Here is a 15,560-nt window from a genome sequence, read left to right as displayed (position 1 = left end):
AAGATGAACAAAAAAAGGCCAGCTATAAAGCCAACCTTTTCTACTCTATGTCTTTACTATTCGATTGCGGTAAAGTAAATATAAACGTCGTACCTATACCAACCTCACTTTTCACTTGAATGGACGACTGATGAAGGTCAATGATCGATTTTACGATGGAGAGACCAACTCCTGTCCCCGTTTTTTTGGAACGAGCTTTATCTGTTTTGTAAAATCTCTCCCAAATGTAGGTAAGATCTTCTTCTTTAATGCCCTCACCGAAATCTTCAATGCTCACTTTCACCTGTTCAGCTTCTTGCAATAGGTGAACATAAACAGGTTTTTTTGGCGGTGAGTGATGAATCGCATTCTCTATTAGATTAATCAACACCTGTTCAATTCGGTCTTTATCTGCAAATACATACACATCTCCCGCTCCTTCCTCAAGCTCGATAAAAAGGTCTGAAGCTTGAAGCTGCGGTTCCATTTTTGCGGCGACCAGACGAACCTGTTCACTCAAATTATACGTGGTCGGCTTAATCGTAATATGACCATGCTGAAGCTGTGACATATCTAATAAATCATTTACCAGCTTGCTCAAGCGTTCCGTTTCATTTTTCATGATCGTATAATAATGGTTTTTTCGATGATCGGCAATCGTTCCATCAAGGAGTGCAGTTAGAAACCCTTTAATCGATGTAAGCGGCGACCTTAAGTCATGAGACACATTGGTGATAAAGTCTGTCCGCATCTGCTCAATATTTTCAAGCTCTTTGGCCATATAATTGAAGGTTGAGCCTAACTGGCCAATCTCGTCCTTAGAATTGACCCGTACATGCTGAGAAAAATCTCCTTTAGCAAGTTGAAGAGCAATTCGATTCATCTCCCTTAGCGGAGCAGTCAGCCTTCTTGAGATAAACCAAAGGATAAATCCTGTGAGCGCCATGGTGATCGTAAAGGTTAAACCAATCATGATCAGCACCTGTTTGTACTGATGATCTAATTCATAGTAGACCATGACCATCACATGAGGCGTGCCCGCAGTGACATCAATCGGCTCAGCTATAGTATAAACAAGCCGGTTATCCACCCTCATTCCCTCAGCTAGTTCCGCACCGCGAAGCACATCTTCAACCATTGATCGATCAACCTGAAGTTTCGGGGCTTGGTCATAGCTCGATTGGTAAACTCGCTCTGCACCTGAACTGTAGATATAGATGCTGTTATTCATTTGGCTCAAACTTATGTCGAGTGAGGCATCAAGAAGCTCCTCGCTCCAATCTTCGCTGTCAGCAAGCTCAAAATGTGCTTCAATCTTCTCTTTAGAATACGCAAACCCTTCTTTAAAATCATCATACATATTCACATGAAAAAGGTAGAGAAAGATGGAATTAAATAAGAAGAATGAAATCAAGATAATGACAAAATAAGTGACGAACAACTTTGTGAAAATGTTCTGCTGTCTACTCATGTTCCTTCTCCAAAAACTTGTACCCCACTCCGCGAATCGTTTTGATCGTCCATTTTGCATCCGCCTCTGTCAGCTTCTCACGTATTCGTTTAATATGAACATCAATCGTTCGTGGATCTCCTTCAAACGCATAACCCCAAATCTGATCAAGCAGCTGCTGTCGAGTAAACACCTGATTAGGGTAGCTGGCAAGATAATAAAGCAAGTCAAGCTCCTTAGGCGGCATCATAATCTCCTTGTCACCCGCAGCTGCCTTATACTCCTTCTTATCAACCACAAGACCTGAAAGGGAAACGACTTGATCTTCATCATTTAGAAGATCAGCTCTTCTCATAACTGCCTTCATTCTAGCCACCAGTTCATTAGGGTCAAAAGGCTTCACAACATAGTCATCTGCCCCGATATCAAGACCTTTAATCTTATCCTGGCTTTCTCCTTTTCCTGTCAGCATAATGATCGGTATTTTTTTATTATCCCATCTAATTTCTTTGCATAACTCCCACCCGTCTATTTTAGGCAGCATAATATCTAGAAAGATAAAATCAGGATAGGTTTCGTAATAGGCTTCAAGCCCAGCTTCACCGTCATAGGCCACTTGCGTCAAATAGCCCAGCTTCTCCATATATAACTGTATCAACTCTGCAATGTGGGGATCGTCTTCAATAATTAATACACTCAACGCCTTATGTTTCATCTTCTTCCCTCTATTTTAATTAGAATACGTGCTCCTTCTATTATAAAGAAAGTTTATGAACGCAAGATGAACAATTTACATACTTTCAGCCGCAGCCTGCCTCCTCATCTGCTGGAATTTAGGCTTAGTCGCTCTATACCAATGCAGGCACAGGATAAAAATAATAATCACATCTACAGCATCTCCGCCGTAATACATCAACATTCCCCCAGCTTCCGCTTGCGCTCTTAGAACACCTTCTGGAGGATTGGCATAAATATATTTTGATAGAATGCCATGTCCTGCTAATGCTAAGACTAGGACAACAGCACGGTATAGGTAGCTTCTTATATGCGGCATTGGGTCAATATAAATCATAGAGAGGGTAAATAAATATCCTGCTAAAAAGACATGGAAATGAATCAAAATATGAAGAATGACATACTCATGCATAAGCGTATACAGCTCTGTGGTGTAGAGAATCCAAAGTCCTCCTATATTTAATATAGAAGCGACAATAGGGTCAGTATAAAACACAGCAAATTTTGATTTTAAAATGGTTGTTACTTTTCTAGCAGCATGTGTAGGGAGAGTCCGTAAAAACAAAGTCATCGGCGCCGCAAGAACCATGAATAGCGGGGCTAGCATGCCTAAGAATAAGTGGCCGGCCATATGCCAAACAAAATCCCCATGAGCGAGTTGAGCTAGTGGTCCTAAGACAGAAAGTATCGCTAAAACCGTACCCGCAATCCATAATACAACTCGATAAACGGGCCATTTTTTATGCGTTCGATTTGAAATGATGACAGCGGTTAAATAGGCTGCCAACAAAATGATAAAAGGCGTGGCTAAAATCCACTCAGCCATCACAAACGAGGTCCCATCCATAGCGTGGTGATGGTGATGGTGATGATGATTTCCTTCCATCACTTATTCCCCCTTTTTCCTTGAGTGACTAGAGCGTTTCACTAGAACGACTCCTATGATGATCATGACAACCGCCCCGATATTCCAAACCAAATCATACACAATCACATTTTCCACATAGCGAATTTGATGAATGCGCATCATTTTATGCTGAACGATTCCGTCATACAGCTGAAACGCTCCGGCACCAAGAAATACACCGCCCCACCATCGCTTAATATTCACAGCATGACGCCGCCTTAGATCAGCAAATAAAAACAGTCCGCCAATTGTAGCAAACCAACTAAACGCATGAAATAACCCATCTGAGATTAAGCCGATATCTGTTGTTGATAAATCATAGAAATGATGCCAGCGTAAAAGCTGATGAAAGACCATCTCATCCACAAAAGCAATGAGTCCAATTCCAAATAAAATCCCAGACCAGAGATTACGCCGAGAATAATTATTCTCTCTAATATTGTTTCTAGTATTTGGTGTCTCCATAGGTGCCTCCTTTTTAACTATCAAGTATTCTATCATTACACTCTCTATGTATTTATTTCCATATACCTCATTATTAAACAAACAATTTTTCAGTGCACACGTAACAGCCCTTTATCTAGGATGATAAAGGGCTGTTAGTAACCTGCTTATTCACTCTTTTTTGGCACAAGTCTTTTCTGCCTCGATTGCTCAGCTAGGATCGCACTCAGTACTTTTTGAATACGCCCTGTGAGCTCGGTTGCGTATTGTGGATGCGCTAAATTTCTTTCTTCCAGCGGGTCTTGCGTCAGATTGTACAATTCAAATTCATCAAGGACATGTTTTCTTTCTTGGTCGCCATCTGATTGGGGGATGTCAAAATATCTAGCATATTTCCAAACTTCTTTCTTACTCCCTTTGCCGCTAGGAAGTGTTGCAATCACTGCTTCAATATGGTTCGGCTGCAGAACAGATTGATAAGGTTCACCTCTAGCAGTTGTTTGGTTCAGCCCTTTTGTCACATCATCATCTGTCATAAAATAGATCGGCTCATCTGCCTCATGAAATTCATCAGAGCCTTTGATTAACTTGCTTAAATTTCTACCAACCAATGGACGCACTTCCGTATGATTCTTTGAAAGCTTAGCTTGCACTTTTTCTACCTTTACCCCCGCTAAACCGAGTAATGTAGGCAGCACATCCACATGACTCGTCAGCATACCAGTCTCCTCAGGAGAGTTAAAGAGCAGCGGATTATGGATGATGAGCGGCACGTGGATCGATTCTTCGTACATGTTATACCACTTTTGATACAACCCGCCATGTGCCCCTAACAGCTCTCCATGATCTGAAGTGAACAGCACAATCGTATCTTCATAAAAACTAGATTGCTGCAGCGCTTTAAGGACCTTTTCCATTTCTTGATCTGCTTTCTTTTGCAAGCTGTAATAGAGCTGTCTGTAAAAATTATTATCTATAATCGGCTGAAGCGCTCTCGGATACGTATACCGATAGCTCTCCTGCGCACGCGGTTTCGTCGATAAGGATTCTTCTACAGTAGGCGCAGGCGGAATAAATGGCAAGGTCTGGTCTACCTCAAAATGATAATTCGGCTGCACAGCAGTTAGCACGCCGTACAAGGCAATATCGTGAGGATTAACAAGGGAACACATCACAAACCACGGCTTGTGCTCCTCTTCTTTCTGACTCTTCCTATCTAATGCTTGGAGCAGCTTCACTGTATCTTCTGCATACACTTGGTCCCGGCCGCTCATACCAGTTGCGGCAGAAGAAGCCGAATTCCGAGGGTCCGTTCCATGAGGCTCAGGCCCAATCCAGCCAGAGAAGCCAAACGCATCCAGCCTGTTTGCTTGCTTATACATTTTCACCTTGTCTTTTTCAGGGACACCTGTGTCTAGGTTATAGCTTGAGTACGCATCATGGGTTCCAGGAATGAAAATATCCTCATCTGACGCATGCCATTTCCCCTTCCAAAATGTTTCATAGCCCGCAGTGCGAAAATAATGACCCATTGTCGGTACGGTATTCGCATCAAGCCAAAAAACATCTGGATCAAAAGCTCCTTTAGCCACTCCTGTCGTTTGGGTGACTCCATGAAGGGAAGGATATTGGCCTGTATATAAAGTGGTTCGGCTTGGAGAACAGGCGGTGCTTGCCGCATAATGATTGGTAAATACCATCCCATTTTTCTTAAGCATCTGCTGAGCGCATAAATTCTCTTCACACCATTTCTTTACTTCGTTTGTCTCATACACTGCAGGATACCGCTGCTGGTCCACCATCAAGATAAGAATATTCGGTTTCTTCCTCTTCTTGTTGCTCATGTCATCGCCCCCTGCCTGTTCTCTCTTTACTAAAGTAGAATACACAAAATAGAACTTTGGAAATTAGACCTTTATAAAACTATATGCTCTATTGAAGGGAGGCAGTCTTACTTTCTTTAGCAACAAAAAAGCTACCCTATTTAAAAATAGAATAGCTTTCGGTCATTATTTTTATAAATGACTCAATTCTAATTTAGAAGAATATAATTCCGCTAAACACCGACGCAGTTAGCTGTTAAATAGGCGCAATAAAAGCAGATAGACGCAAATATCTCGTCAACCGACGCATTTACCAGATGAATGCGTCCAATACCTTCTTTAACTAACGCATATACCGCATGAAAACAGACAATTGCTGCTGGCCAATCTTCAGTTCAGATCACTACTCCGATCTAAGCATTCTGTTATTTAAACCAGCCCTTCTCTTTAAACCTAGAGATGGCTTCAATTCGATTCCCTACATCAAGCTTATCTAATATGACAGAAATATAATTACGCACCGTTCCATTCGTCAAATAAAGCTCACTGGCAATCTCATTTGTGCTTTTCCCTTCAGCGATCAGCTCCATTACCTGCTTCTCACGGTTCGTAAGCGGGTTCTTATTGTCATACGCAAGGTCGATTAATTCAGGAGCATAAATACGTCTTCCATCCATAATAATTCGAATCGAACTTGCTAATTCTTCACTTGGACTGTCTTTGAGCAAATAGCCGCTGACTTCTGCATTACGAGCGCGTTCAAAATAACCAGCGCGGGCGAATGTCGTTAAAATAATAGTTTTACAAGGGTGATCGACGAGCTCTTCTGCGACATCTAGTCCGCTTTTTACCGGCATTTCAATATCCATAATACAAATATCAGGATTATGCTCTTGTACTAAAGCGAGCGCCTCTTCTCCGTTTCTCGCTTTTCCCACGACTTCCATATCATCTTCTAAGTCCAAGAGCGAACTAAGCGCTCCAAGCAGCATCCGCTGATCTTCGGCGATTACAATACGAATCAAGTCAATCCCCCCTAATCGATTGTTTAATGACATTTGGCACGCGAATATCAAGAGTCGTCCCGTCCACTGCAGTGATCTCAAGGCTTCCATTGACAAATTCAAGCCGCTCTCTTATACCTAAAAGTCCAGTTCCATCATTAGATTCTTCCTTGTCATTGATGCCAATCCCATTATCTTGGACGGTAATTTGCAACTCTTCCGGCAGTTCTTTAATAACCACTTTACAAGATGTCGCTTCACTATGTTTAATCACATTCGTGACAGCTTCTTTCAAGCACATGGTTACCACATTTTCTACTAGTAAGGGTGTGTTTGAAAGCTTCGCGTTTCCTTTAAAAATGAATTCCATTTCTGCAGCCTTTAAGATCTGCTCTAAATGAACGATTTCATCTTCTAATTTAGTCCCGCGCATATCAGAGACCATCTCACGGACTTCTTTTAAGGCCGTTCTTGCAGTTTGATTAATATCACTTATTTCTACTTTAGCAGATTCTGGGTTTATATCAATTAACTTCCGAGCCAAATCACTTTTTAAACCGATTAATGAAAGTTTTTGGCCAAGCGTGTCATGAAGGTCTCTAGCAATCCTCTGGCGTTCTTCCATCACAATTAATTGAGAGATTCGTTTATTCGCATCTTCTAACTGCCCTTCTAGCTTCTCACGCTTATTGCGGTTATACGTATTAAACGGCAGTAAAATGACACCTATGACAGAAATGATGATAAACGGAAACTGGGCGAGAAATAATTCTTGCTGAGTAAAGAAGCTCAAGATGACAGCAATAATCGTCGTGACTAAATGAACAACATAAAGAGTAATGAAGCCGCCCTTGCTTTGAATGTTCCCGATAAAAAAAGCTAAGAAAATAGCAAAGTACACATATCCGTAAAACAACGTCATCCCGATGCTTATAGCCATTTCAATACTGACCCAAAGGTAGACAAGCCCTCCCTTAGTGATAAAGGATAAACGGTACGACACAAAAAATAGAACGATCATTAAAATTCCAAAGATGATTTCCCAAAGAGATGAGGATCTAAAAATAAAGTAAAAAGGCAGGAGACAAAAAATAATCCATACATACACACTAAGTCCCGTATTTTTCGGGAAAATATTATACCAATTTTGCAAAGTAGCGCTCCTTTCTGTTTTTCTTTATCATACAATATTCAACTTGCCATTGCTGTTAATCAACAATTTACTTTCCCCTCAAAATATGAAGAAAAACCATCCAATCGTCAAATTGAATGGTTCTGAACATTATTTTGCACGTGAAAGCTTTGTCGAGTCTTTCTTAAGCTCAACATTGCCACGAGGCTTTGATAAAAGATGAGCTACTTCCTTGAAGCTTACAAATGTTTTTCTTTGTTGGTCATACAAACGAAAACGAATGGACTGCAAGCTTGAGCCTACTGTAATCGTCGTTGCCTGTTGCAACGGCGGTGTTGACTCATGTACTTTTTCTAAGTTGTAATTCGGTACTCTTGGGCTTAAGTGATGGACATGGTGATACCCGATATTCCCGGTTACCCACTGGAGTACTCTTGGAAGCTTATAATACGAGCTGCCGTCAATTGCTGCCTTCACATAATCCCAGTCACCTTCATCTTCAAAGTAGGAATCTTCAAATTGATGCTGGACATAAAATAACCAAATGCCTAATGAACCTGAAACGAATAAAATTGGTGCCTGCACAAGCAAAAATGCCTGCCAGCCAATTAACCAAATGATAAGCGAATAAATCACAACAACTGAAATATTCGTTACATGTGTATTCATTCTCTCTTTTTTTCTAGCGTCCTTGCGGTTCATTCGATTCGTAATTAGGAACAGATAAAGCGGTCCAAGACCAAACATCACAAGCGGGTTGCGGTAAAGTCTGTATTGAAGTCTCTCCTTAAACGATGCTGAGACATATTCATCAACCGTCATAATCCATACATCACCTGTGCCGCGCTTATCTAAGTTACTGCTTGTTGCATGGTGGATTGAATGCTCGCGCTTCCATTTTTCATATGGAAACATCGTAATAATTCCGGTAATCGTACCAACTATGTTATTTAACTTTTTGTTTTTAAAAAATGATCCGTGACAACAATCATGAAAAATAATAAAGATGCGCACAACAAACCCTGCTGCGACAACAGCAAAGGCAAAGGTCAGCCAAACCGATACAGAAAGGCTTTGATAGGCTAAAAACCACAATAGAAAGAACGGTGGAACCGTATTCAATAATTGTCTCACACTTGATTTCGTATCAGATTTTTCAAATGGTGCAATGCTTTTTTTGAGCGTTGATAAATTTTGCTGAGCCATAACTTCCCCCTTGAGAAACGGTATTTATTCACGAACTTGGGAATTGAATACTTTCATCATATAAGATGACCATTTTTAGGAGAAGTCATGAACGTCAAAAAAAAGATATGACAAGTGTCATATCTTTTTTGAAAAAAATTGTATTTATTACGTAAACCACTTATGCCACATGCCGTCATTTCTGCCTCTTGCAAAGCAGTCGATTCGATTTAAGCCCCATGACACAGCACTTGGCGAGGATCGTATCCCTCCTTGCGGTGAGCCGAGATTCTCCCACTCATTCCACCTGCGGCCATCCCACCATTTATGCCACATCCGATTGTTACGTCCCCTGACAAAGCAGTCGATTCGATTTTGTGCCCAAGATGATACTCCGACAGAGCCCTCAAATCCTCCTTGCGGCGAGCCAAGATTCTCCCACTCATTCCATCTGCGGCCGTCCCACCATTTATGCCACATTTGATTGTTACGTCCTCTGACAAAGCAGTCGATCCGGTTTGGTCCCCATGAGACAGCTGACGGCGAGCCATTCAAACCGCCTCGCGGTGCACCTAGGTTTTCCCAGCCGCTCCACCTTGAGCCGTCCCACCATTTATGCCACAGATTATTATCTCTTCCTTGTACAAAACAATCGAGGCGATTTGACTGCCACGAAGCTACACCTGGCTTCCCAACAAACCCTGGTCTTGGAGCACCGAGATCTTCCCATCTGCTCCACCCTGCACCGTCCCACCACTTATGCCACATGGTGTTTCTTCCAGCTCGCACAAACGTATCAATACGATTCGGTCCCCATGAGACAGCAGCTGGCGAGCTTCTTAATCCTCCTTGCGGTGAACCAAGATCTTCCCATCTGCTCCATCCTGCACCGTCCCACCATTTATGCCACATTTGGTTGTTTCTACTGCGCACGAACGTATCAATTCTGTTTGCCTGCCACGAGGCTGAAGCAGGCGAACCTATGAAGCCTCGTCCTGGCGCTCCAAGATCCTCCCAGCCGCTCCACCCTTGACGCCAATCATAGGTATCGCTTTCATAATCACCGTTAAATATAGCGGGGTTCTGCTGCCCCAAGGCAAATGGATTGTACTGCTGCTCGGGCCAGTAAGATTGGCTCGCGTCCCACTGATAAGATGTGTAGGGATCATATTGCTGCTGGTCCCATTGATACGGCTGATAAGTATAACCTGGAGTTTGAAATGGCTGCATTAGGTACGGATTGTATGACTGCTGAGAAAAAAAGGGATACTCTGTCCCCTGCCACTGATAGCCATTAAACGGGTTATTTCTATACAAATTTCCTTGCCATTTCGGATGATTATAATAAACCACCTGATCCACCCTCCTCCGATTATTTACACTTTTTCAGATTATGAAGAGAAGAGGATGTACAATGACAAAAATAAACATACAGAGTAAAATATTTACCTTCCATTATCAGTCACATTGATGATATACTGTTCTAGCGATGAGCTAATTTGCATAAGACGAGATTGACGCGCCTTTTAGGCAAGGCACTATGTGGAGTGCTGTCTCTCGCCGCAATACGCACAAAAGCCGCCTTTATTTATAAAGGCGGCTTTTTCTTGTTATATTCCTTACGTTCCGCAAAATGTTTGATACGTTTGATCTGTTTGAGGCGGCAATGAACAGTATTCTTCCTGTTCGGCTGAATATGCATAAGGATCTTTTAAGGCATGCAGCAGCTTCTCCATTACTTTGTAATCTCCATTTTCAGCTGCATGTAGAGCTTCTTCTACCCGGTGATTACGAGGGATGACCGCTGGATTGACTTCTTTCATCAGTTTGACGGATGCTTCTTTAGATTCATCCTGTCTTTCTCTTCTTGCCATCCACAGCTCTTGCCACTGTGTAAATTCAGCAGCTTTACTCAACTCGCTTTTCTCAAACTCATTTAATGTCAATGCTCTAAATGTATTCGTAAAATCAGCACCAGATTTCTGCATCATGCCCAAGAGGCTCTCAATTAGCGCTTCATCCTCTTGTTCTTCATTAAAGAGTCCAAGCTTTGATCTCATTCCTTTAAGCCAATACTTCTTATATAAATGGCTAAATCCAGAGATTGCATCCTGTGCTAGCTCGACTGCACGTTCTTTATTGTCGTCAAGAAGCGGCAGCAAGGATTCGGCAAAACGGGCTAAATTCCACCCGGCAATATATGGCTGATTTCCATACGCATAGCGGCCTTGTATATCAATCGAACTGAATACGGTTTTAGGATCATACGTATCCATAAACGCGCAAGGACCATAGTCAATGGTTTCTCCGCAAATTGACATATTATCTGTGTTCATAACCCCGTGGATAAAGCCTGCCATCTGCCATTTGGAAACAAGCTCAGCTTGACGATGGATGACTCGATTTAATAAGGAAAGATAAGGGTTTCCCTCATTCCTAGCATCTGGATAATGCCGGTCTATTGTATAATCAGCAAGCTTCTCCACTCCTTCAACACCGCCAAAGCGAAAAGCATATTCAAATGTTCCGACACGAAGATGGCTGGAGGCAACACGAGTCATAATAGCCCCGATCTCTTCTCTCTCACGGTACACCGGCTCCCCTGTCGTCACTACAGCGAGGCTTCTCGTTGTAGGGATGTTCAAACCATACATAGCTTCACTTATGATATATTCTCGCAGCATCGGACCAAGAGCAGCACGACCATCTCCGCCACGGGAAAATGGCGTTCTCCCTGAGCCTTTAAGCTGAATATCATAGGTCTGCCCAGTTGGTGTCTTTTGCTCTCCAAACAACAACGCCCGTCCATCTCCAAGCATTGTAAAATGTCCAAACTGGTGCCCCGCATATGCTTGTGCAATAGGATGCGACCCCTTTGGAACGCTGTTGCCAGCTAATATATTTATTCCAGTATCACTTTGAAGCTCGCTTTTATCTAAGCCAAGCATCAGGATGACTTCTTCATTAAATACAACCAGCTTTGGGTCCCTGACAGGATTCGGTTCAATCTCCTTATAAAACATATCTGGCAGTTCCGCATAACTATTCTCTAGATTCCATTCTCGTTTTGAATTCTCATTTTGATGTGGCATAAAGAACTCCTTTATTTGAAGGTTTAGTTAGTCAGAATGTCTCTTCTTTTCCCTTACTATACCCTAAGTTTTTTAACGAAACACGTTAAACCACTCTATATACCTCTTTTAAAAGCACAAAAAGGACAGACATTCTGCCCTTTACTCAATGTTTTCCGTACCCCAAATGGCTACATTTTGATTTTGAAGATTAAAGCCATCCCCTTGCCAGCCTAACGTATTTAACATATAGCCAAGACCATCTGCATTATATCTTCCAGCAATTTTCTGATAAGCCAACAGTTCATATACACCGTTCGAATCAAAATCAACCGGATACAGTCCGCTCAATGGGTTAACAAATCCGCTTATCGGACTAATCAGCTGGCCATTCTGATCATAAATTTCATCTAAATACTCGCTGTCCCTGGTCGAAATATCAATCATGTATTTCATATTGTTCTTTTGACTGATTACTTCTACTTTATAATAATCTTGATATGTGACTTCATACTGATACTCATCATTATAAACATTAAAATCAAACATCAGCTGAGCCATGTTATCTAAGTATGAATAAATATAATGATACATAATGGCCCCGCTGCCGCCTGTGTTAATGCTGATCATAATATCATCTACACCATTACCGCTAAAATCCCCTAAAAACAAAGTCGGATCGTAACCCGTATTGTCACTAAGCGCGACACTGGACATGTAGCCTGTATTCCCGTCTTGCACAACTAAGGTGATGTTTTGTACAAAAGGACTATCTGGTGTTTGTATTCCTGTTAAATAAACTTGATCTAGCACCCCGTCTCCGGTCACATCCCCTTGTGCATAAGCAATCACTTGCGGCTGGCCATTTGAAACCCTTGTATAATACATCGCATACGCCTCACTTTCCCTAGACTCCTATCCCTATCCTATGGGCAAAATGGAAGTTTGCTACTTTTAATGGAGTGATTGCATAATCGTTTTTTTAACAGGGCACCATAAACCACTCTACTTCACTAAAAAACGGTGAAAACCCTGTTAAATAAAAAGCCTGGCATTTGTTCCGCCAGTGAGTTGTGATACAATATTCTCTATTAAACGATGTATGATGGAAAAACATTCTATACACAATTCAATCTAAGAAAAGGCGTGAAAAATATGGAACATACTTCTTCCAATTTTATTCGAAACATCATAAAAGAAGACTTAGAGTCCGGCAAACGCACTCATGTGACGACTCGTTTCCCACCAGAACCAAACGGCTATTTACATATTGGACATGCAAAATCAATCGTTATTAACTTTGACCTTGCAGATGAATTTAACGGAAAAACCAATCTGCGCTTTGATGACACGAACCCTCTTAAAGAGGATTCTGAATATGTTCATGCCATCAAAGAAGATGTAAAATGGCTTGGCTATGACTGGGACGGCCTCTTTTTCGCTTCAAATTACTTCCAAGAGATGTATGAAAAAGCAGTGCTTCTTATTAAAAAAGGTAAAGCTTATGTAGATGATCTCTCAGCAGATGAAATCCGTGAATACCGCGGCACATTAACTGAGCCTGGAAAAGACAGCCCCTACCGTGACCGTTCTATTGAGGAAAACCTCGATTTATTTGAGCGTATGCGTAAAGGTGAATTTGGCAACGGAGAGAAAGTGTTACGAGCGAAGATTGATATGAGCTCTCCTAACATTAACTTAAGAGACCCGGTGATTTATCGTATTTCACATACGACACACCATAATACAGGGGATGAGTGGTGCATTTACCCAATGTATGCTTTTGCTCACCCGCTTGAAGATGCGATTGAAGATGTGACGCATTCAATCTGTACGACGGAGTTTGAAGATCAACGCCCGCTGTATGACTGGATTGTCCGTGAATGTGAAACAGAAAGCGTTCCGCAGCAAATCGAATTCGGCCGCTTAAATATTACGAATGCTGTGATGAGTAAACGTAAATTAAAGCAGCTTGTGGACGAAGGTTTTGTAGACGGATGGGATGATCCTCGCATGCCGACGGTTTCTGGTCTTAGAAGAAGAGGTTATACACCTGAAGCGATCCGCACATTTGTACGTGAAACGGGTGTCTCAAAAGGATCAGGTGCTGTCGACTCACAAATGCTTGATTACTTTGTACGTGAAGACTTAAAAATGAAGGCTCCTCGCACAATGGGAATCTTGCGTCCATTAAAAGTTGTGATTACGAACTATCCAGAAGGACAAGTAGAAATGCTTGAGGCGGAAATCAATCCAGAAAATCCTGAAATGGGCACAAGACAAATCCCATTCTCAAGAGAAATTTATATCGAGCAAGAAGATTTCATGGAGAACCCTCCTAAGAAATACTTCCGTCTCTTCCCAGGCAACGAGGTTCGTCTAAAGCATGCGTACTTCATTAAATGTGAAGACGTGATTAAAGATGAAGATGGAAATGTTGTTGAAATCCACTGTACGTATGACCCTGAAACAAAGAGTGGGTCAGGCTTCACCGGCCGTAAAGTAAAAGGAACCCTTCACTGGGTCGAAGCAACTCAAGCTGTACCTGCAGAGTTCCGCTTATATGAACCGCTATTACTAAATGAAGATCCTGAAGAGCTGGAAGAAGATACAACAGAGCCAGCTGCTGCAGAAAAAACATTCCTAGACCAAGTAAATCCAAACTCTCTAGAAGTGTTAAAAGGCTTCGTTGAACCGAACATGAAAGAAGTCAGCCCGCAAGACAAGTTCCAATTCTTCAGACACGGCTACTTCAACGTCGATCCAAAAGAAACAACAAAAGACAATCCAGTATTTAACTTAATTGTCTCATTGAAGAGTTCATTTAAGCTTTAAACTAGTAGAAGCTGCTCCGCATTTGGCGGGAGCAGCTTCTTTCGTCTGTGCGGGGAGGAAGTGTGCCGGGTGAAGTGACGCAATTGCTCTGCAAATGAATATAATTGTCCTGAACACTGACACATATAGCGTTTGAAGCGGCGCAATTAAAGGAAATCGGCGCAATTCTTCTCGCAACCGACGCAATCGTACGATAGATGAGCGCAATCACCTCTCACACCGGCGCATAAATGGTCCTAAAGTATACAATTAAATGCTCACACAGACGCCTGCCTCCCTTTCCTCTCCTGCTCTTAAGATTCCTCCCCGTCCAGCACAATAATTCTTTCCGGAGTTGTTTGCGCTGGAATACTCTTTGTGGTGATGGAGTAAAAGACAAGCAAATCTTGCCCTGCCAGGTCTTCAACCCCCACATCTTTCCCTGTGAGACTTGACAGCTCCGTCTCTTCACTTACATTCAATTTCAACGACAAGGTTTCATCAACTAACTCGTCATTAAATGTCCCGACTGCCGCACTCCCCATTAGGTCCGTATCAACAATAACAACTTCTGGGCTGTACTGCGGCGGATAAATAAGCGGCATTGGCTTATTCGCATAGGTGTAAGCTGTTATCTCACCACCTGGCTCAAGCTCTGTAACGTCCCCCGTATTGTCGAATACAGCAGTGTCAGAGGAAACAATGATATAGCTTGTTTCATCCTGCCCTTCATTAATCAAATAGTATAAGGTTCCATCACGTTCTTCTACGCTTTCAATCATCCCGGTTACACGTATAAACGCTGGCTGAACCTGCTCTTCTTCTTTTGATCCACTATTTAAAAATGATGTTGTTGCAACAGCTGTACCGCCAATCAATAAGACAGCTAGAGCAAGAATAATTATTTTAGTCATTTTCATATAAGCATCTCCTTTTTTCATGTTACCAATAAGACGGTCATTAGAGAAAATAGGTTACATATAGTCCGATTTACACTAAAGTCACATAATACATTT

General features: G+C 41.9%; 13 protein-coding genes. 1 reads left to right on the top strand and 12 read right to left on the bottom strand.

The features are described 5' to 3' along the window. Positions 1–40 precede the first annotated feature (40 nt). From PQ478_RS02410 to PQ478_RS02360, 11 genes are all read right to left on the bottom strand, one after another. Positions 41–1,450 (bottom strand): sensor histidine kinase, encoded by a 1,410-nt coding sequence (locus PQ478_RS02410; RefSeq protein ID WP_289235719.1) that lies wholly within the window; start codon positions 1,448–1,450, stop codon positions 41–43. Next, positions 1,443–2,144 carry a response regulator transcription factor gene (locus PQ478_RS02405; RefSeq protein WP_075683311.1) on the bottom strand — a complete coding sequence of 234 codons (702 nt, stop codon included), beginning with the start codon at positions 2,142–2,144 and terminating at the stop codon, positions 1,443–1,445. The genes PQ478_RS02410 and PQ478_RS02405 overlap by 8 nt, the downstream gene beginning before the upstream one ends. Positions 2,145–2,219: 75 nt before the next feature. Next, positions 2,220–3,050, bottom strand: coding sequence for a cytochrome c oxidase assembly protein (locus PQ478_RS02400; protein ID WP_289235718.1), 831 nt, complete (start codon positions 3,048–3,050; stop codon positions 2,220–2,222). Positions 3,051–3,053: 3 nt separating this feature from the next. Next, positions 3,054–3,536 carry a DUF2243 domain-containing protein gene (locus tag PQ478_RS02395; RefSeq protein ID WP_289235717.1) on the bottom strand — a complete coding sequence of 161 codons (483 nt, stop codon included), beginning with the start codon at positions 3,534–3,536 and terminating at the stop codon, positions 3,054–3,056. A gap of 146 nt (positions 3,537–3,682) precedes the next feature. Continuing rightward, positions 3,683–5,359, bottom strand: a complete 1,677-nt coding sequence (locus PQ478_RS02390) for a sulfatase family protein (protein WP_289235716.1) — start codon at positions 5,357–5,359, stop codon at positions 3,683–3,685. A gap of 404 nt (positions 5,360–5,763) precedes the next feature. Further along, a complete protein-coding gene (locus PQ478_RS02385; RefSeq protein WP_289235715.1) occupies positions 5,764–6,363 on the bottom strand; it encodes a response regulator transcription factor in 600 nt (199 codons plus the stop codon). A 1-nt stretch (position 6,364) separates the two neighbouring features. Next, entirely contained in the window at positions 6,365–7,495 is a 1,131-nt protein-coding gene (locus PQ478_RS02380; RefSeq protein ID WP_012957427.1) for a sensor histidine kinase, read from the bottom strand. Positions 7,496–7,624: 129 nt separating this feature from the next. Next, a complete protein-coding gene (gene desA / locus PQ478_RS02375; protein WP_289235714.1) occupies positions 7,625–8,680 on the bottom strand; it encodes a Delta(5) desaturase DesA in 1,056 nt (351 codons plus the stop codon). A 147-nt stretch (positions 8,681–8,827) separates the two neighbouring features. Then, positions 8,828–10,012, bottom strand: coding sequence for a PLL family lectin (locus tag PQ478_RS02370; RefSeq protein WP_289235713.1), 1,185 nt, complete (start codon positions 10,010–10,012; stop codon positions 8,828–8,830). Positions 10,013–10,278: 266 nt separating this feature from the next. Continuing rightward, a complete protein-coding gene (locus PQ478_RS02365; RefSeq protein ID WP_289235712.1) occupies positions 10,279–11,751 on the bottom strand; it encodes a protein adenylyltransferase SelO in 1,473 nt (490 codons plus the stop codon). A gap of 141 nt (positions 11,752–11,892) precedes the next feature. Next, entirely contained in the window at positions 11,893–12,618 is a 726-nt protein-coding gene (locus tag PQ478_RS02360; protein WP_289235711.1) for a YybI family spore inner coat protein, read from the bottom strand. A 267-nt stretch (positions 12,619–12,885) separates the two neighbouring features. Between PQ478_RS02360 and PQ478_RS02355 the strand changes: the two genes are divergently transcribed. Beyond that, positions 12,886–14,565 carry a glutamine--tRNA ligase/YqeY domain fusion protein gene (locus tag PQ478_RS02355; protein ID WP_289235710.1) on the top strand — a complete coding sequence of 560 codons (1,680 nt, stop codon included), beginning with the start codon at positions 12,886–12,888 and terminating at the stop codon, positions 14,563–14,565. 293 nt (positions 14,566–14,858) lie between these two features. Here PQ478_RS02355 and PQ478_RS02350 read toward each other — a convergent pair whose 3' ends face one another. Beyond that, complete coding sequence (locus PQ478_RS02350; protein WP_289235709.1) at positions 14,859–15,464, bottom strand: hypothetical protein; 606 nt, start codon at positions 15,462–15,464, stop codon at positions 14,859–14,861. Positions 15,465–15,560: the final 96 nt, after the last annotated feature.

Origin of the sequence: Alkalihalophilus pseudofirmus (assembly GCF_029094545.1) — a bacterium.
Taxonomy (GTDB): Bacteria; Bacillota; Bacilli; order Bacillales; family Bacillaceae_D; genus Alkalihalophilus; species Alkalihalophilus pseudofirmus.
Note: the sequence above shows the minus strand (reverse complement) of the source record. Positions and strands in the feature narration are given on the sequence as shown.